This is a genomic window from Aeromicrobium sp. EU05-FHT14F07, from assembly GCF_058790455.1.
The window spans coordinates 221933-239431 of the sequence record NZ_JBYTCR010000002.1 but is presented as its reverse complement, the minus strand read 5'-3'; the positions used below and the strand labels follow the sequence as shown (position 1 = coordinate 239431).

Annotated in this window: 17 protein-coding genes and 1 riboswitch; of the genes, 11 read left to right on the top strand and 6 right to left on the bottom strand. The window is 73.7% G+C overall.

Annotated features, from left to right (window positions below; all coding sequences use genetic code 11):
• Positions 1–432 precede the first annotated feature (432 nt).
• The 3 genes from AC3WRM_RS03460 (at position 433) to AC3WRM_RS03450 (ending at position 3179) form a co-directional block, all read left to right on the top strand.
• A complete protein-coding gene (locus AC3WRM_RS03460; RefSeq protein WP_067858351.1) occupies positions 433–654 on the top strand; it encodes a hypothetical protein in 222 nt (73 codons plus the stop codon).
• Between the two features lie 95 nt (positions 655–749).
• Positions 750–913, top strand: a riboswitch (cyclic di-AMP (ydaO/yuaA leader).
• Between the two features lie 24 nt (positions 914–937).
• Positions 938–1903 (top strand): C40 family peptidase, encoded by a 966-nt coding sequence (locus AC3WRM_RS03455; protein ID WP_492247122.1) that lies wholly within the window; start codon positions 938–940, stop codon positions 1901–1903.
• A gap of 28 nt (positions 1904–1931) precedes the next feature.
• Positions 1932–3179 carry a hypothetical protein gene (locus AC3WRM_RS03450; protein WP_492247123.1) on the top strand — a complete coding sequence of 416 codons (1248 nt, stop codon included), beginning with the start codon at positions 1932–1934 and terminating at the stop codon, positions 3177–3179.
• On the opposite strand, the gene AC3WRM_RS03445 is transcribed toward AC3WRM_RS03450, so the two are convergent.
• The gene (locus AC3WRM_RS03445; protein ID WP_492247124.1) at positions 3146–4933 is read right to left on the bottom strand and encodes an AMP-dependent synthetase/ligase; all 1788 of its coding nucleotides are present in this window, start codon (positions 4931–4933) and stop codon (positions 3146–3148) included. The two genes, AC3WRM_RS03450 and AC3WRM_RS03445, sit on opposite strands and share 34 nt — an antisense overlap.
• 101 nt (positions 4934–5034) lie before the next feature.
• Between AC3WRM_RS03445 and AC3WRM_RS03440 the strand changes: the two genes are divergently transcribed.
• Genes AC3WRM_RS03440 through AC3WRM_RS03425 form a run of 4 tightly spaced genes read left to right on the top strand, consistent with a single transcriptional unit; the run spans position 5035 to position 7876 of the window.
• Positions 5035–5472 carry an SRPBCC family protein gene (locus tag AC3WRM_RS03440; protein WP_492247125.1) on the top strand — a complete coding sequence of 146 codons (438 nt, stop codon included), beginning with the start codon at positions 5035–5037 and terminating at the stop codon, positions 5470–5472.
• A complete protein-coding gene (locus AC3WRM_RS03435) occupies positions 5465–5824 on the top strand; it encodes a hypothetical protein (protein ID WP_492247126.1) in 360 nt (119 codons plus the stop codon). Before AC3WRM_RS03440 ends, AC3WRM_RS03435 begins: the two co-directional genes overlap by 8 nt.
• Positions 5821–6840: an ROK family glucokinase gene (locus tag AC3WRM_RS03430; RefSeq protein WP_492247127.1), complete on the top strand. Its 1020-nt coding sequence runs from the start codon at positions 5821–5823 to the stop codon at positions 6838–6840. Before AC3WRM_RS03435 ends, AC3WRM_RS03430 begins: the two co-directional genes overlap by 4 nt.
• Before the next feature lies 1 nt (position 6841).
• Complete coding sequence (locus tag AC3WRM_RS03425) at positions 6842–7876, top strand: ROK family glucokinase (RefSeq protein ID WP_492247128.1); 1035 nt, start codon at positions 6842–6844, stop codon at positions 7874–7876.
• On the opposite strand, the gene AC3WRM_RS03420 is transcribed toward AC3WRM_RS03425, so the two are convergent.
• Entirely contained in the window at positions 7782–8219 is a 438-nt protein-coding gene (locus AC3WRM_RS03420; protein ID WP_492247129.1) for a hypothetical protein, read from the bottom strand. The two genes, AC3WRM_RS03425 and AC3WRM_RS03420, sit on opposite strands and share 95 nt — an antisense overlap.
• Complete coding sequence (locus AC3WRM_RS03415) at positions 8212–9045, bottom strand: alpha/beta hydrolase (RefSeq protein ID WP_492247130.1); 834 nt, start codon at positions 9043–9045, stop codon at positions 8212–8214. The genes AC3WRM_RS03420 and AC3WRM_RS03415 overlap by 8 nt, the downstream gene beginning before the upstream one ends.
• 80 nt (positions 9046–9125) lie before the next feature.
• Here AC3WRM_RS03415 and AC3WRM_RS03410 point away from each other — a divergent pair, with 80 nt between their 5' ends.
• From AC3WRM_RS03410 to AC3WRM_RS03400, 3 genes are all read left to right on the top strand, one after another.
• A complete protein-coding gene (locus AC3WRM_RS03410) occupies positions 9126–9878 on the top strand; it encodes a lysophospholipid acyltransferase family protein (RefSeq protein WP_492247131.1) in 753 nt (250 codons plus the stop codon).
• Positions 9879–9987: 109 nt separating this feature from the next.
• Positions 9988–10503 carry a DUF427 domain-containing protein gene (locus AC3WRM_RS03405; protein WP_492247132.1) on the top strand — a complete coding sequence of 172 codons (516 nt, stop codon included), beginning with the start codon at positions 9988–9990 and terminating at the stop codon, positions 10501–10503.
• Between the two features lie 97 nt (positions 10504–10600).
• Positions 10601–11938, top strand: a complete 1338-nt coding sequence (locus tag AC3WRM_RS03400) for a class II 3-deoxy-7-phosphoheptulonate synthase (RefSeq protein WP_353681415.1) — start codon at positions 10601–10603, stop codon at positions 11936–11938.
• Positions 11939–11995: 57 nt separating this feature from the next.
• On the opposite strand, the gene pknB is transcribed toward AC3WRM_RS03400, so the two are convergent.
• Positions 11996–14035 (bottom strand): Stk1 family PASTA domain-containing Ser/Thr kinase, encoded by a 2040-nt coding sequence (pknB, locus tag AC3WRM_RS03395; RefSeq protein WP_492247133.1) that lies wholly within the window; start codon positions 14033–14035, stop codon positions 11996–11998.
• 131 nt (positions 14036–14166) lie between these two features.
• Positions 14167–15210, bottom strand: a complete 1044-nt coding sequence (locus tag AC3WRM_RS03390) for a polyprenyl synthetase family protein (RefSeq protein ID WP_492247134.1) — start codon at positions 15208–15210, stop codon at positions 14167–14169.
• 23 nt (positions 15211–15233) lie between these two features.
• Here AC3WRM_RS03390 and metF point away from each other — a divergent pair, with 23 nt between their 5' ends.
• Positions 15234–16142 carry a methylenetetrahydrofolate reductase [NAD(P)H] gene (gene metF, locus AC3WRM_RS03385; RefSeq protein WP_492247135.1) on the top strand — a complete coding sequence of 303 codons (909 nt, stop codon included), beginning with the start codon at positions 15234–15236 and terminating at the stop codon, positions 16140–16142.
• A 22-nt stretch (positions 16143–16164) separates the two neighbouring features.
• Here metF and AC3WRM_RS03380 read toward each other — a convergent pair whose 3' ends face one another.
• Positions 16165–17445 (bottom strand): phytoene desaturase family protein, encoded by a 1281-nt coding sequence (locus tag AC3WRM_RS03380; protein WP_492247136.1) that lies wholly within the window; start codon positions 17443–17445, stop codon positions 16165–16167.
• Between the last annotated feature and the right edge of the window lie 54 nt (positions 17446–17499).

Here is a 17499-nt window from a genome sequence, read left to right as displayed (position 1 = left end):
CACCCAAGATTCTGCATTCACGCGTTGAGATCGGAACGCTTCTGCGTTCGCGACGGGATCCCGTAGCAAACGCAGAATCCTTCGAGTCCCAGCGCACGAACGCAGCATCTTGCGTCCCACGCGGACCACAGCCCGAGACCCGAAACCGACCCCCGCCCAACCGCCCGGTCGAGGCCCTTTCGGAGCGCAGGACGAGTCAAGCCGCGCCAGCGCAGCCCCACCCGAGCAGTAAGCCGCGCCAGCGCAGCCCTACCCGAGCAGTGAGCCGCACCGACGCAGCCCCACCCGAACGAGAAACCGCACCGACGCAGCCCCACCCGAGATAGAAGCCCCCCGCCCCCGCAGGCCGACGACGCGTCGGACCGGGCCGGCGCGGGCGGACAGCTCCGGGACGGCGGGTTTCTGTCGGGACTGCTGTCTAGCGTCGTCGGCATGAACAGTGAATCCGTCGTCATCGACTGCGACAGCTGCCTGGTGCGCAGTGCCAGCGCGTGCGGCGACTGCGTGGTGAGCGTCCTGCTCGGCGGGCCGCCGCAGGGCGTCGAGGTGGCGCCGGAGGAGATGGCGGCGCTCACGGCCCTCGCCGACGAAGGGCTCGTGCCGCCGCTGCGGCTGGTGACCCCGCTGTCGGGTCCCGACGTGCAGGCGGGGTGACGCGGCTCGCCGTGGGAACCCCTCCTCGACGCGACCTCCCGTCGGCTAGACTCGGCCACTGTGCGTCCGGAGCATGCTGCTCACCCTGAGCGGCATCGGACGCACCGCCGAACTGGCCCGGACGTGGGGAAGACGTCCAGGCCGGACCGGGGAACCATGTTCCTGGGGTGAATCGCGACGCCGTCCCGCACGGTGCCGTGTAGGGCAGACCTTGGCCCGAACCCGTCAGCTCACCCGGTAGGCGACGAGGACACTGGAGAGAGCACACGTGCACCGACGAGGTATGCCCCGGACGACCCGCACCCATCGCACCGCCGCCGCGGTCGCCGTCCTGACGGTCGGCGCGACGCTCGGCGTCGTCGGCCCCGCGCAGGCCGACCGCGTCACGCCCGCCGACGTGGAGAAGGCGTTCCACGAGGCCGAGGTCGCGAACGAGCAGGCGAACCAGCTCGAGGAGGACGTCAAGGAGGCGCGCGCCGAGATCGCCGACCTCGACGCCGACATCGCCGACCAGCTCGCCGTGTACGAGCGTCAGCGCAAGGCCCTCGGCGCGTCCGTCGTCCAGCAGCAGCTCGACAACCCGCTCGGCCCGACAGCGAGCCTCTTCGGCAGCAAGGACCCGCAGCAGTTCCTCGAGGGGCTCGGCGCCGTCCAGGCCCTCAACAGCACCCGCGCCGATGCGGTCGAGGCGTTCGCCGCGACCGCGCAGGAGCTCAAGAACCGCCGCACGCTGCTCAAGGAGCGCAAGGCCGAGCTCGACCGCGACCGCGAGCGCGCCGACGCGAAGCGTGACGAGATCGAGAGCCGCTACCAGGAGGCCAAGACGGCCCTGTCGCGACTGTCCGCCCCGCAGCAGAAGACGCTCACGAAGAGCGACACCACCGTCGACTTCAAGGTCGAGGCCAGCGGACGCGGGGCCGCCGCCATCCAGTTCGCGATGGCGCAGCTCGGCAAGCCGTACATCTACGGTGGCGTCGGCCCCGAGGGCTACGACTGCTCCGGGCTGGTCATGAAGTCCTTCGAGGCCGCCGGTGCGTCGCTCCCGCGCGTCGTCGGCCCGCAGTACCAGGCGTCGCAGCCCGTCCCGATCGACCAGGTCCAGCCCGGCGACATCGTGTTCTTCCCCGACATGTCGCACGACGGCATCTACCTGGGCGACGGCAAGGTCATCCACGCGCCGCGACCCGGCAAGACGGTCGAGATCACGACGCTGTCCATCGGCTTCACCATGGCCGGCCGCGTCGGCTGACCTCTCTGATGACCCACCCGCGTCGGCCATGAGGAGGCCGTCGGCCAACGTCGTGGCCGTCGCCGTCCTCGTGGCCGTCGCCGCAGTGGTCCTGCTGTGGCAGCGACCGTGGGCCGGGGACCCGGTGGCCGGGTCAGGACCGGCCGCGGTGCCCGCCGACGCGCGTGCCGTGCTGGCCGACCAGCTGCAGGCGCTGTCCGACGCCTCCACGGAGCAGGCCTTCGCCGACGCCGCGGGGTCCACCCCACGGGCGCGCACCTTCGCGCAGGAGGCGTGGGACGCCCGCCGCGACCTCGGCGTGGAGTCGGTGTCCTTGCGCTACCTGTCCGGAGGCGACGTCGCCGACCGTGCCGACGGCTCGACGCTGGCCACCGTCGAGGTGTCCTGGCGCGCGGGAGACGACTCGCCCGTGGCCGGGACCGCCGTGCGGTCGAGCCGCGTAGGCCTGCGGCTGGACCCGCAGCGCGACGGGACGTTCGCGGTCCGCAGCGCCACCAACGTCGGGCAGGACCGGCTGCCGTTGTGGCTGGCCGGTGACGTGCGGGTCAGCGAGGGGCCCGACGACGTGCGGGTCGTCAGCGTCGACGGCGGCGTGCCGGACCTCGACGCCCTCGCCGCCGCCACGCGCGCCGACCGGGCCGTGCGCGAGACCGTCGCCGACGCCGACGGACGCCTGACCGTGGTCGCGCCCCGCTCACGGGCCACCACCGCGGCGCTGGTGGGGGAGACCCAGGACCAGGTGGCCCCGATCGCCGGCGTGACGACGACCGTGGACGGCACGACCGGCACCGCGCGGGTCATCGTGCTCAACCCCGACCTCTTCGCCGACATGGACCCCCGTGCCCGGCAGGTCGTCATCACCCACGAGGCGGCCCACCTGCTCACCGGGGCGGTCGGGACGTCGATGGTCACCTGGGTGGCCGAGGGCTTCGCCGACTACGTGGCCCTGCGCGGCGACGACGCCCCGCTCGCCGTCAGTGCGGGGCAGGCGCTCGCCCAGGTGCGCGCCGACGGTCCACCGCGCGCCCTGCCCGACGCCGACACGTTCGCCGCCGCGGGCGGGCACGGACTGGGCGCTGTGTACGAGTCGGCGTGGCTCGTGTTCCGCATGCTCGCGCAGGAGCGCTCGAACGCGCGCATCGTGGCGTTCTACGAGTCCGTGCGCGACGGCGCCGACGTCGACGACGCCGCCCGGCGTCACCTGGGGCTCAGCGTCGCGCAGATCACCGAGCAGTGGCGGGACTACCTGGAGAAGAGCGCCTCGACGGTGTCGTGAAGGTCGCGCAGCACGGCGGTGCGCTTCACCTTGAACGACGGCGTGAGGTATCCGTTCTCCTCGGTCCAGTCCTCGTCGAGGACCACGAACTTGCGGATCGACTCGGCCTGGGAGACCAGCGAGTTCGCGTCGTCGACCGCCGACTGCACGGCGGCCTCCAGCTCGGGGGAGTCCAGCGGGCCGTCCCACGCCTCGCGGTCGATGGTGACGAGCGCGGCGATGAACGGCTTGCCGTCGCCGACGACGAGGCACTGGCTGACGACGGGGTGTGCCCGGACCCGGTCCTCGAGCACCGCCGGGGCGACGTTCTTGCCGCCGGCGGTGACGATGATCTCCTTCTTGCGGCCGGTGACGCGCACGTACCCGTCGTCGTCGACGTCACCGAGGTCGCCCGTGGCGAACCAGCCGTCGGCGTCGAGGGCGGCGGCCGTGGCCTCGTCGTTCTCCCAGTACCCGCGGAAGACCTGCGGGCCACGGAACAGCAGCTCGCCGTCGTCGGCGACCCGCACCTCGGTGTCCGGGAACGGCCGGCCGACGGTCCCGACGCGCTGCGCAGTCGGGGTGTTGACGCACAGGGCGGCGGTGGTCTCGGTCAGGCCGTAGCCCTCCAGGACGGTCACCCCGATGCCGCGGTAGAAGTGTGCGAGCCGGTCGCCGAGGGGCGCGCCGCCGGAGATGGCCCACTCGGCGTGGCCGCCGAGCGCGGCCCGCAGCTTGCCGTAGACGAGGCGGTCGAAGAGCGCGTGCCGCGCCGCGAGGACCGGCCCGACGCGCTTCGGTGCACCGCGACGCGTGGTCGCGTCCTGCGCCTTGCTGTACGCGATGGCGGTCGCCACCGCACGGTCGAAGATGCGCCCCTTGCCGTCCGCGTACGCCTTGGTGCTGGCCGAGTTGAAGACCTTCTCGAAGACGCGCGGCACGGCGAGCACGAACGTGGGCTGGTACTCCCCGAGGTCGGCCACGAGGTCCTTGACGTCGGCGGTGTGCCCGAGGCGTGCGCCGGACCGGATGGCGCCGACCTGGATGATGCGGGCGAAGACGTGGGCGAGCGGGAGGAACAGCAGGGTCGAGGCCCCCTCGCGGCCGAAGAGCTCCGGCAACCGCTCGAGGGCGCGGCCCAGCTCGGCGCGGAAGTTGCCGTGGGTGAGACGGCAGCCCTTGGGTCGGCCGGTGGTGCCCGACGTGTAGATGAGGGTGGCGAGCGAGTCGGACGTCACCGTCGCGCGCGCCTCCTCGAGCCGTGCGTCGTCGACCTGCGACGCCTGCGCGCGCACGGCCTCGAGGCCGCCGTCGTCCAGGCACCAGACGTGCTGCAGGGCCGCCGCCGCGTCACGCACGGAGTCGACGCGCTCGCGGTGGCGCGGGCTCTCGACGACGGCGGCGACGGCGCCGGAGTCGGACAGGATCCACGAGATCTGCTCGGCCGAGGACGTCTCGTAGATCGGCACCGTGACGGCACCGGCCCACCAGATCGCGTAGTCGACGAGGGTCCACTCGTACCGGGTGCGCGACAGCAGTGCCACACGGTCCCCGGGGCGCACACCGGCGGCGAGCAGGCCCTTGGCGACCTCGACGACGTCGGCGTGGAACGCGCCGATGCTCACGTCGGACCACCCGTCGGGCCCGCGCCGTGCGAGGGCGACCGCGTCGGGGTCGCGGGCGAGCCGGTCGAGGACGTCGTCGGTCAGGTTGCCCTGGTCGGTCGACGCCGGCGAGGCGGCGGGGACTCGAGTGGCATCGTCCGCAGCAGTCACGTAGTGCAGGCTACTCGCGGTCGGCGCCGCACCGGAGGCGTGGGGCGGCGGCGACGCACCGTCCCACTACGATGAGGATCCGACCGACCGAGGAGGGCTGCATGGCGCGCACGACCAGCGACATCGTCATCGATGCCGCGCCCTCCGCCGTCATGGCGGTCATCGCGGACTTCGACGCGTATCCCGTGTGGGCCACGGGCGTGCGCCAGGCCGACGTGCTGGCCACGGGGGCCGACGGGCGCGCCGACCACGTGCGCTTCACGCTCGACGCGGCCCCGATCCGCGACACCTACGAGCTGCTCTACACCTGGGACGGCGACCGGTCCGTGTCGTGGCGTCTCGCCGAGAAGGCCACGGTCCTCACCGCCTTGGACGGCACCTACGCGCTCGCCGTGGTCGACGGCGGGACGCGGGTCACCTACCAGCTCGCCGTCGACGTGGCCGTGCCCCTGCTCGGCACGCTGAAGCGCAAGGCGGAGAAGGTCATCATCGACGCGGCGCTGAGCGGGTTGAAGCAGCGGGTCGAGAGCCTTGCCTGAGGACGAGGTCGGGTCCCTCGGGCAGGAGACCCTGAAGCTGCTGCGCGCGCTCGCGGTCGACACCGAGGCGGTCGCCGGCGCCGCGCGCGACGTCCCCGACGCCGACGCCCCCGACGCCGACGCCCCCGACACCGACAGCCCGCACACCGATGCCGGGCGTGGGTCGCAGCACGTCTGCACGACGAGCTGGTGCCCGGTGTGCCAGGTGGTCGGGTTCGTGAAGGACAACCCCGAGGTGGTGGAGGAGGTCGCCCTGGCGGCCCTCCACCTCGCCCGGACGGTGCGCGACGCCTTCGAGGCCGCCACCCGCACGGCCGCATCGGCCGACGACGAGGAGGAGACGCGCCCATGACGGGTCAGCGCAGCACGGACCGCCCGCCGACCCTCGGCGTGGGCGTCGACATCGGCGGCACGAAGGTCGCCGCCGGCCTCGTCGACGCGGACGGCACGATCCTCGACAGCGTCTCCGAGCCCACCCCGGCCGGCGGCAAGATCGCGGCCCTCGTGGCCGACCTCGTCGACCGGCTGCGCGACCGCGCCGTCGCGCCGGTGGCCGGCATCGGCGTGGGTGCGGCGGGCTTCGTCTCCGCCGACCGCTCGACGGTGACGTTCGCGCCGAACATCGACTGGCGCGACGAGCCGCTCGGCGCCGACATCGCGCGGTTGCTCGACCTGCCGGTGGTCGTCGAGAACGACGCCAACGCCGCCGCGTGGGGCGAGTACCGGTTCGGCGCAGGCGCGGACTCCGACGACCTGCTGCTCGTGACCATCGGCACCGGCGTCGGGGGCGGCGTGATCCAGGACGGCGACCTCGTGCGCGGCGGCTTCGGTGCCGCCGCCGAGGTGGGCCACCTGCGGCTCGTACGCGACGGCCGGCTGTGCGGCTGCGGCCAGCACGGCTGCTTCGAGCAGTACGCGAGCGGCAGCGCCCTCGTGCACGACGCGCGGGAGCGCGCGGCGTCCGACGACCCCGCGGCGGCGGCCCTGGTGTCGCGGGCGGGCGGCGTCGAGGCGATCACCGGTCCGATGGTCACCGACCTCGCCCAGCAGGGCGACGCCCTGTGCGTGGACCTGCTGCACGACCTCGGCACCTGGATCGGCGAGGGGTGCGCCTCGCTCGCGGCGGTCCTCGACCCGACCGTCATCGTGATCGGCGGGGGCGTGGGCGCGGCCGGCGACCTGGTGCTGGGTCCGGTGAAGGCGGCCTTCGAGGAGCACCTGCCCGCGCGGTTCCACCGACGTGTGGCGCAGGTCCGGCTCGCGACCCTCGGCAACGAGGCCGGCATCGTGGGCGCGGCCGACCTCGGTCGCGCCGCGTCCGACCGCACCACCAGGACGTCGGCCTCGGCCGACCGGACAGGAGACTGACGTGGCGGACAGGCTGGCCGTCGGCATCGACATCGGCGGCACCAAGATCGCGGCCGGCGTGGTCGACGAGGACGGCCGGGTCATCGCCCGCACACGGCGCGAGACCCCGACGACGGAGCCCGAGGCGGTGCTCGACGCGATCGTCGAGATCACGTCCGAGTTCCGTGCCGAGCTGCCGGTCAAGGCCGTCGGCATCGGCGCTGCCGGCTTCGTCGACGCGTCGCAGTCGACCGTGCTCTTCGCGCCCCACCTCGCCTGGCGGCACGAGCCGCTGCGTGACCGGGTCGCACGTCGCACGATGCTGCCCGTGATGGTCGACAACGACGCCAACACGAGCGGCTGGGCGGAGTGGCGCTTCGGGGCGGCCCAGAACGAGCCCGACCTGGTCCTCATCACGCTCGGCACCGGCATCGGCGGGGCGCTCGTCATCGACGGCCTGCCCTACCGCGGACACTTCGGGATCGCCGGGGAGTTCGGGCACATGCAGGTCGTCCCGGGTGGCAACGCCTGCGAGTGCGGCAACCTCGGCTGCTGGGAGCAGTACGCGAGCGGTCGCGTGCTCGGTCGACGCGCCACCGCCGCCGTGGCGGAGGGCACGCCGATCGGCCGGCGGCTGGCCGAGGCGGCCGGCGGCCCGGAGCGGGTCGAGGGCGCCCACGTCACGCCCCTGGCGGAGTCCGGCGACGAGGAGGCGGTCGCCTGGATCGCCGAGGTCGGCGACTGGCTCGGCGTCGGCATGGCGAACCTCGCCGCCGCGCTCGACCCCGGCCTCTTCGTGGTCGGTGGCGGCGTGAGCGACGCGGGCGAGATGCTCCTCGGCCCGGCGCGCGAGGCGTACTCGCGGACCCTGACGGGCCGCGGCTACCGCTCGGAGGCGCGGATCGTCCGCGCCCACCTCGGACCCGAGGCGGGGCTCATCGGTGCGGCCGACATGGCCCGCCTCACAGCGCGGCGCCGTCGTCCGGCCAATCCTGCTGCCCGGGTCCGTGTTCGGGCAGCTGCGCGATCAGGTAGATCGCCGAAGCGACGAAGGTGAGCGCCGCGCCCAGCAGCACCGGGCGCGACAACCAGCTGCCGCCGACCGTCGCGAGCACGAGCAGCAGCGGCGAGCCCGCCAGGCCCGCCCAGGCGGCGGCACGCCCGCGGTGCAGCGGACGTGCGGGCCCCGGCCGCACGTTCCGGTAGAACTGCTCGTCGACGGGGTCGGGCTGGTCGTCGAGCTCGACGGGCTCGGGCTCAGGCTCGACCGGCCGCTCCACCCCGAGAGGGAAGGGCAGGTCGAGGTCGAGACGCTCGACGATCGCGTCGAAGGCGTCGCGGTCGCTGCCGCGCCGTGCCTCGCCGTCGTCGTCGGGAGTGCGGTCGTCGCGCTCAGCCACGGCCGGCCCCGCCGGTGTCCCCGCCGGTGTCCCCACCCGTGTCCCCACCCGTGACCCCACCCGTGACCCCGCCCGTGACCTCCGCGACGAACGCGGCCGACCGCTCCCGGATCAGCGGGGCGTCGTGGTCGACGGTCGCGACGTGGTAGCTGTCGGTCAGCTCGACCACCGTCAGGAGGTCGGGGCGCACGCCCTCGCGCACGAGGGCCAGGGTGCTGTCGTCGACGACGTGGTCCTCGACGGAGCGGAAGAACAGCACGGGGGACTGCACGCGGTCGAGGCCGCCGCGGACGTCGTCCCACAGCTGCATCATCGAGTGCAGCGCGCGCAGCGGCGTGCGGTCGTAGGCGCCCTCGCTGACGCCGGGCTTCTTGATGTCGCCGCCGATCGCGGCCATCGACGGCAGCACGTGCTTGAGCACCGGCACGGCCTTGAGCCGGGGGTCGCGCGACGCGACGGCCGGGTTGACGAGCACGACGCCGGCGACGTCGGCGGGGCGCTGCTCCGCCAGGCGCAGTGCCAGGCAGCCGCCCATCGACAGTCCGGCCACGACGACGGCGTCGCACCGCTCCCGCAGGACGTCGAGCTCGCGGTCGAGCGCGCCGTACCAGTCGCGCCAGGTGGTGCGGTTCATCTCCTGCCAGGTGGTGCCGTGCCCCGGCAGCCGCGGCACCCGCACGGTGTACCCGCGGTCGGCGAGGTCGCGGCCCCAGTCGACCATCGACGCGGGCGAACCCGTGAAGCCGTGGCTGAGCAGGACACCGACTCGGCCGGCGTCGTGGGCGAAGGGCTCGGCTCCGGGCACGACGGAGGGGGACGGGCTCATGGAACCATCCTCTCCCACGGTGTCGCCGCCGCACACCCCCCGGATCGCGGTAGTGTCCGGGTGACGCTGAGGAGGCGACGTTGTTCTACTGGTTCCTGAAGTTCCTGGCCCTGGGTCCGCTGCTGAAGCTGATCTTCAGGCCGTGGGCCGAGGGCACCGAGAACGTGCCCAAGGAGGGTGCGGTCATCCTCGCGAGCAACCACCTCTCCTACAGCGACTGGCTGTTCATGCCGCTGGTGATCCCGCGTCGGGTGACCTTCGTGGCGAAGGCGGAGTACTTCGAGACCCCCGGCATCAAGGGGTGGTTCCAGAAGAAGTTCTTCTCCGGCGCCGGGCAGGTCCCCATCGACCGTTCGAGCGGGTCGGCCGCGGCGGGGGCGATCGCCACGCAGCTGCGGCTGCTGTCGGAGGGGGAGGTCTGCGGGATCTACCCCGAGGGGACCCGCTCCCACGACGGCAGGCTCTACCGCGGGCGCACGGGCGTGGCGCGCATCGCGCTCGAGTCCGGTGTGCCGGTGATCCCGCTGGCGGTCATCAACACCGACGTCGTGGCCCCGCCCGGCAAGGTGTTCGGCCGCATGGCACGGCCGGGCGTCCGCTTCGGGGAGCCGCTCGACTTCAGCCGCTACGAGGGGCTCGAGGGCGACCGGTTCATCCTGCGGGCCGTCACCGACGAGATCATGTACGAGATCATGCGGCTCTCCGGCCAGGAGTACGTCGATCTGTACGCGCAGGACGCCAAGAAGCGTGACCGCGAGGCCGAGCGCGAGGCGGCGAGGACGGCCGAGCGTGCGGAGTCCGACGAGGTCTGGGACGAGATCAAGCCGGAGTGACGCCCGTCGCCGCCGCCCTGCGCTCGTCGTGCAGGACGGGTGCCTGCCGAGGACGATGGGGGCAGGGCCCGGGACGTGTCGGGTCCGCGACCACGGGAGGACGACCGGCATGAGCGCCCACGAGGGTCACCCAGGGGACCGGCAGGAGGGTCGGCGGCCCGACGTCGAGGACGTCTGGTCCTACCCGCGCCCGCCCGCCGTCGTCCCCAGCTCCGAGACGGTGGTGGTCGAGCTCGGCGGCGTCGAGGTCGTGCGGACCACGTCGGCCCTCCGCGTGCTGGAGACGAGCCACCCGCCCACGTACTACCTGCCGGTCGCCGACGTGCGTGACGGCGTCCTGAGACCTGTCGCCCGTCGGACGTGGTGCGAGTACAAGGGAGAGGCGGCGTACTTCGACCTCGTGGCCGGCGACCGGGTGGTGCCCGCGGGCGCGTGGACCTACCCCGCGCCGACCGCGGGGTACGAGGTGCTGCTGGACCACGTGGCGCTGTACCCCGCGCGGATGGACCGCTGCACCGTCGACGGCGAGGTCGTGCAGGCCCAGGACGGCGACTTCTACGGTGGCTGGATCACCTCGCGCGTCGGCGGACCGTTCAAGGGCGCGCCCGGCACGCTGCACTGGTGAGCCGGCCTGTGCCGGACAGCCCGTGCCGAGCGCCCGTGTCCCGGGCGCCTCTCGCTGGACGGGTTTCGAGGCGGCAGGGGAGCCGCACTAGACTCTCCTGGTGAGCATTCCGAGCCTCGACGACCTGCACGCGATGGGAGCTGCCCAGCAGCCCACCTACGCCGACCCCGCTGCCCGCGAGCGCGCGCTCGAGCAGCTGCGCCGGATGCCGCCGCTGGTCTTTGCCGGCGAGTGCGACGACCTGCGCGACCGCATGGCTGCGGTGGCCCGCGGCGAGGCGTTCCTGCTCCAGGGTGGTGACTGCGCCGAGACCTTCGAGGGCGTCACCGCGGAGAACGTGCGCAACAAGCTGCGGGTGCTGCTGTCGATGGCCGTCGTCCTGACGTACGCCGCCAGCGTCCCCGTGGTCAAGGTCGGCCGGCTCGCCGGGCAGTACGCCAAGCCGCGCTCCCGCGACACCGAGACCCGCGACGGCGTCACGCTGCCGGCCTACCGCGGCGACGCCGTGAACGGGTTCGACTTCACGCCGGAGTCGCGCGTGCACGACCCGCAGCGTCTCGTCGACGTCTACCACGCGTCGAGCGCCACGCTGAACCTCGCGCGCGCCTTCACCACGGGCGGCTACGCCGACCTGCGGCAGATGCACGAGTGGAACAAGGACTTCGTCAAGAACAGCCCGGTGGGCGTCAGCTACGAGCAGGTGGGCGGCGAGATCGACCGCGCCCTCGCGTTCATGGACGCCATCGGCGTGGAGCCCGACGCGTTCCGCTCCGTCGACTTCTACTCCTCCCACGAGGCGCTCATCCTCGAGTACGAGCACGCGCTCACGCGTGTCGACTCGCGCACCCAGCGCTCGTACGACGTGTCCAGCCACTTCGTCTGGATCGGCGAGCGCACGCGTCAGCTCGACGGTGCGCACGTGGAGCTGCTGAGCCACATCGCGAACCCGATCGGGGTCAAGCTCGGCCCGACCACGTCGGCCGACGACGCGATCGCGCTGTACGAGAAGCTCAACCCCGAGCGCGAGCCGGGTCGGATCACGTTCATCACCCGCTTCGGTGCCGACAAGATCCGCGACCTCCTCCCGCCGCTGGTCGAGAAGGTGACCGCCGCCGGGCTCGAGGTCGCGTGGGTCTGCGACCCCATGCACGGCAACACCTTCGAGGCCTCCACGGGCTACAAGACCCGCGAGTTCGACGACGTCATCGACGAGACCCGCGGCTTCTTCGAGGTGCACCGCGCGCTCGGCACGTGGCCCGGCGGCATCCACGTGGAGCTGACGGGCGACGACGTCACCGAGTGCGTCGGCGGCGGCCGACGGGTCTCGGCCGAGGACCTCGCCACGCGCTACGAGACGCTGTGCGACCCGCGCCTCAACCGGGAGCAGTCGCTCGAGCTGGCCTTCCTCGTGGCCGACATGCTGCACCAGCGCTGATCCCGCGGCTGCTGCCGACACCGACGCCCCCGGACGAGGTCCGGGGGCGTCGGTCGTTCAGACGTAGATGACGACGGTCGAGCCGACCTTGGCCTTGCCCGAGCCCGGGTCCTGGAAGACCACGCGGTCGGAGCCGGGGATGCGGTTGCGCACGTCGACCTCGAAGCCGGCCTCCTCGAGGGCCTTCACGGCCTCGTCGCGCGGCCGACCGAGGACGTCGGGCACGTCGACCGACTCCGGGCCCTTGGAGACCTCGATCGTGACGGTGTCGCCGCGGAACAGGGTCCCGTCCTTCGGCGACTGGCTGATGACGCGGTCCTTCGGGACGTCGTCGGAGAAGGACTCGCGCACCGTGACGGCGAACGACGCCTCCTCCAGAGCCGCACGCGCCTCCTGACGGGTGCGGCCGGTCTGGTCGGGCACCTGGATCGGCTCGCGGCCCCGGCTGACCACGAGGTCGACGACGGTGCCGCGCCGGACCTGCTGGCCGACCTTGACGCCGGAGACGGCGACGACCTGCCCCTGGGGCACGGTCTCGTCGTACCGCTCGGTGACGTCGCCCGCCTGCAGGTTGCGTCGCTCGAGCGCGGCGCGGGCGTCGTCGAGGGTCCGACCCGACAGGTCGGGCACGGCGTAGCGCTCCTTGCCCTTGGACACGACCGCGGTGATCGTCTCTCCGGGCAGCAGCCGTTCGCCGACGGCCGGCTTGGTGGAGATGACGGTGCCGAGCGGCTTCGTCTCGGAGAAGGCGCGTCGCGTGACGTCGAGCTTGAAGCCCGCGTCCTTGGCCTCCTCGGCCGCCTGCGCCTCGGCCTGGCCGACCAGCTGCGGCACGGTCTCGTAGCGGCCGAAGCCCAGCCAGTAGCCGGCACCGGCCGCGACGAGCGCCGCGAGGAGCGTGGCCACCAGCAGCAGCCGGCCGCGTCGCCGCGCGCGGTCGTCGCGCGTGCGGACCGGCGGCTCCTGCGGCGGGGGAGCCGCTGCGGCGGCGGGGGTGCGCGACCACGTGTCGCTGCTCCAGCGCATCGTCGGCTCCGCGCGGGCGACGACCTCGCCGGTCTCGCGGTCGACGAGGACGGTCTCGCCACCGTCGTCGTCGAGGGCCGTGGCCGCCGCCGGCGACATCGGCCCCGACAGCGCACCGTCGGGGTACTCGTGCTCGAGGACGACCGGACGGGTCGGCTCGTCGTCGGGGGCCGTGGTGCGCGGCAGCAGGTCGGCGGTGAGGTCGGGGTCGTCGGCCAGGCCCTCCACGAGGGCCCGCTCGACGAGCCGGACCTGCCGCAGCAGCACCCCGGCGTCCTGCGAGCGCTGCGTGCGGTCGCGGACGGTGGCGCGTGCGACGAGCGCGTCGACGTAGGGCGGCAGCTCCGGGCGCAGCAGCGACGGCGGCGCGACGTCCTCGTGGACGTGCTTGTAGGCCACCTGGATGGGCGAGTCGCCGGTGTGCGGCTTGACGCCGGTGAGCATCTCGTACAGCAGGGCTCCGCACGCGTACACGTCGGAACGGGCGTCGGCGCCCTCGTTGACGACGATCTCGGGGGCGAGGTAGGAGACCGTGCCGATCAGCGTGCCGCCCGTGGCGGTGGTCGCGGCGCTGACGGCGCGGGCGAGGCCGAAGTCGGCGACCTTCACCTCGCCGTCGGGCGTGATGAGCACGTTCTCGGGCTTCACGTCGCGGTGCACCAGGTGCGCACGGTGCGCCGCGGACAGCGCCGTCAGCACGTCGGCCAGGAGACGCAGCGCCCGGAGCGGACGCATGGGTGCCTCCTCGCGCATGACGTCGCGCAAGGTGCGCCCGGGCACGTACTCCATGACCAGGTAGGTGATGTCACCGTCGCGGCCCTGGTCGAAGACGGCCACGACCCCGCGGTGGTTGAGCTTGGCCGCTGCACGCGCCTCCCGCTCGAACCGCTGCGAGAACTCCTCGTCGTCGCCGAGTCCGGCGTGCATGACCTTCACGGCCACCGGGCGGTCGAGTCGTTCGTCGTGCCCGAGGAAGACGCTGGCCATGCCGCCCCGCGCGATCCGCTCCGCCACCCGGTACCGACCGTCGAGGACGCGACCGACGAGCGCATCATCACGCGTGACCGTCACGCCGGACCTCCTCACGTCGGCTCCACAGGCCGGCTGACCCTGGGACGAGTGTAGAGAACAGCCTCGCGCGGACGGCGCTGCGCGGCCGTGTCCTCGTCGGGAGTTGCCTGCGAGGCGTCAGGGCGCGGCGGTCACGAGGAGCGGCGCGTCGCACTGAGCGCGAGCGGTGCCAGCACCTCGCGTGCGGCCGGGCCGAGCGCGTCGATCGCCTCGTCGACCTCGTCCTCGAGCCGGGCGATGTCGCGCTCGACGGCGGCGAGCGCGCCGGTGCGGGTCATGAGGTCCGTGAGCTGTTCCACGCCCTCGCGCGTGCCCAGCAGACGGGTGAGCAGCGCGCGGTCCTCGTCCGAGCCCAGCTCGAGGGCCCGGGCCACCAGCACCGTGCGCTTGCCCTCGCGCAGGTCGTCGCCCGCGGGCTTGCCGGTCGCGGCCGGGTCGCCGAAGACGCCCAGCACGTCGTCGCGCAGCTGGAACGCCTGGCCGAGCGGCACGGCCACGGCGCTGAGCCCCGCCACCAGTGCGTCGTCGGCGCCCGCCAGCGCGGCGCCGATGTGCAGCGGGCGCTCGACCGTGTAGGAGGCGGCCTTGAACCGCACGATCGTCATCGCCTCGTCGACGGTCACGCTGGCGCGGGTCTGCGCGAGGACGTCGAGGTACTGGCCCGCGACGACCTCCGAGCGGCAGAGGTCGAGGTAGTGCAGCGCCTCGGGCACCCGCGGCAGCCCGGAGGAGCGCAGCTGCTCGTCGGCCCACGAGAGCATGAGGTCGCCGAGCAGCACCGCGGCGGCCTGGCCGAAGCGCGCCGCGTCGCCCACTGATCCCTCGACCGCCCGGTGCCGTGCCTCGAAGTCGCGGTGCACGCTCGGGTGCCCGCGCCGGGTGTCCGAGCCGTCCATCAGGTCGTCGTGGACGAGGGCGCTGCCCTGCAGCCACTCGAGCGACGCCGCGGCCGTGACGATCGCGGGGTCGTCCGGGTCGCCGCCGGCCACGAGCCAGCCCGCGCGGCAGAAGAGCGGTCGCAGCCGCTTCCCGCCGGCGACGAAGGCCACGGCACTGTCGAGGAACGGGGCCAGGTCGGTGCCGACGTCGGCGAGCTCGGCGCGGCGTCGACGCGCGAAGCGGTCGAGCTCGTCGGCGACGGCGTCTCGGAACTCGACAAGCTCGGCGGCTACCACGTCGCGGACGATACCGTTGGCCCGTGACCGACGCCCCCGCGCCCGTGCCCTCGCGCTCCATCGTGGAGGACCTCCGCGAACAGCGTCCCTGCGTCTCCTTCGAGTTCTTCCCGCCCAAGGACGACGCGGGGGAGGAGGTCCTGTGGCGCACCATCGCCGACCTCGAGCCGCTGCGGCCGTCGTTCGTGTCCGTCACCTACGGCGCCGGCGGCACGAGCCAGGACCGGACGGTCCGCGTGACGTCGCGGATCGCCGAGGAGTCCCGCATCCGCGCCGTCGGCCACCTGACCCTGGTCGGGCAGAGCCGCAGCGAGATCGAGACCGTCCTCAAGCAGTACGCGGCCTCCGGCATCCGGCACGTCCTGGCCCTGCGCGGCGACCCGAAGGGCGGACCCCGCGCCCCGTGGGAGACCCATCCCGACGGCATGGACCACGCCGTCGAGCTGGTCGAGCTCGCCCGCGACCTGGGCGACTTCACGGTCGGCGTGGCGGCGTTCCCCGAGGGCCATCCCGACGCCGGGGGCCTGGAGCCCGATGCCGACGTGCTCGTCGCCAAGCACCGGGCCGGCGCGGAGTTCGCGATCACCCAGCTGTTCTTCCGCGCGCAGGACTACGTGGACCTCGTGGAGCGCGTGCGCTCCCGCGGCAGCGACCTGCCGATCGTCCCGGGCATCATGCCGATCCTGAACTTCTCGCAGGTCGCCCGCATGGCGGAGCTGTCGGGCGCGGCGATCCCGCGCGAGGTGCTCGACGTCGTCGAGCCGGTCCAGGACGACCCGGCGGCCGTCCGTGAGCGCGGCATCGCGCTGGCCACGCAGCTGTGCCGCGACCTGCTCGCCCAGGGCGCGCCGGGCCTGCACTTCATCACGCTCAACCGCTCCAAGGCGACGCGCGAGATCTTCGAGACGCTGCGGGGCGAGGGTCTGGTCTGACCCGGGGTCGCGCCGGTCCGGCTCACGCGGGGGTCGCCGGGCGACGCGGGACCGCGCCGAGACGTTCGGCGAGCGCCTCGGTGGCGAGGCCGATCCCCTCGAGCGAGGGTCCGGGATGCGCGTGCGCGCCGGCCATGACCACGCCGGGCGGCAGCGCCGGGCCCGGGCGCTGCAGCACCGTGCGCCAGCCGCGCCACTGCCAGCCCCAGTGACCCAGGCGCACGAGGTCGGCCGGGGCGAGGTCGTGGCGCTCCACGACCAGGTCGCGCAGGTCGATCCCCACGCGCACGAGCGCCACCAGCGGGTTCTCCGCCTTGTGGTGCGCGATCGTCCAGCAGCCGGGGGAGCCCTCCCACAGGTGCAGCGGCGGGTCGGCGTGCACCGCGACGTCGCGCGCGAGGTCGGGAGCGGGTGCGTCCGGCGACAGGCGCACGAGCGTGCGGTGGGCCGGGATGCACGGCAGGAGGGCCGGCTCCGGGAGTCCGTCGGGCCAGGTCGGCGCGCACCAGGCCACGACGTCGGCCGGGACCACCCCGTCGTCGGTGCGGACGCCGGTGACGCCGGACGTGTCGCGCTCGACGCCCCACGCGGAGCACCCGGTGCGCACGTCGACGCGGCGCTCCTCGAGACGCCGGGTGAGTGCGTCGGCGAGCGCCGGCATCCCGCCCTCGACCTCCCAGCGCCCGAAGTTCCGCTCGACCTGGTGGCGTACCGCGGTCGCCGCGGGGACGGCGCGCGGGTCGTCGCCGCCGAGCACGACGTCGTCGAGCACCATGCGGCGCATCCGGTCGTCGTCGAACGTCCGCGCGACCTCGCGGCTGAGGGGACGTCTCGCGCGGAGCGCGCGGCGGGTGGCCCGGTCGAGCGAGTCGGGTCTGGGCACCTGGTTGAGCAGACGTCGTCGGACGAGGTCCCAGGGCTCGGTCATCGGGTCGAGCCAGGGGCTCCAGGGGTCCTCGCCGAACGTCTCGAGGACGGTGTCGACCTGGCCGGAGCGTCGGCCCATCGGCAGGTCCATCACGGTCCGGTCGGCGAACACGTGCCGACGCCCGGGGAGCGTGCGCAGCGTGAGGGCCGCGTCGAGCGGCCGCCCGGACTTGCGGAAGAGGTCGCGCAGGACGCCGGGCAGGGTGAACGTGTCGAGGTCGAGCTGCCAGAGCCCGTCGCCCGCCCGGTGGCCGCGGAGGCGACCTCCGAGCCGGTCGCCGGCCTCGAGCAGCACCACCTCGTGCCGCAGCTTCGCGAGCCGCGCCGCGAGCGACGTACCGGCGAATCCACCGCCCACCACCACGACGCGCACCATGTGCCGACCCTAGCGAGCGGCGGCGAGGGCCGGGAGCGTCCGGCCCGGCGGCCA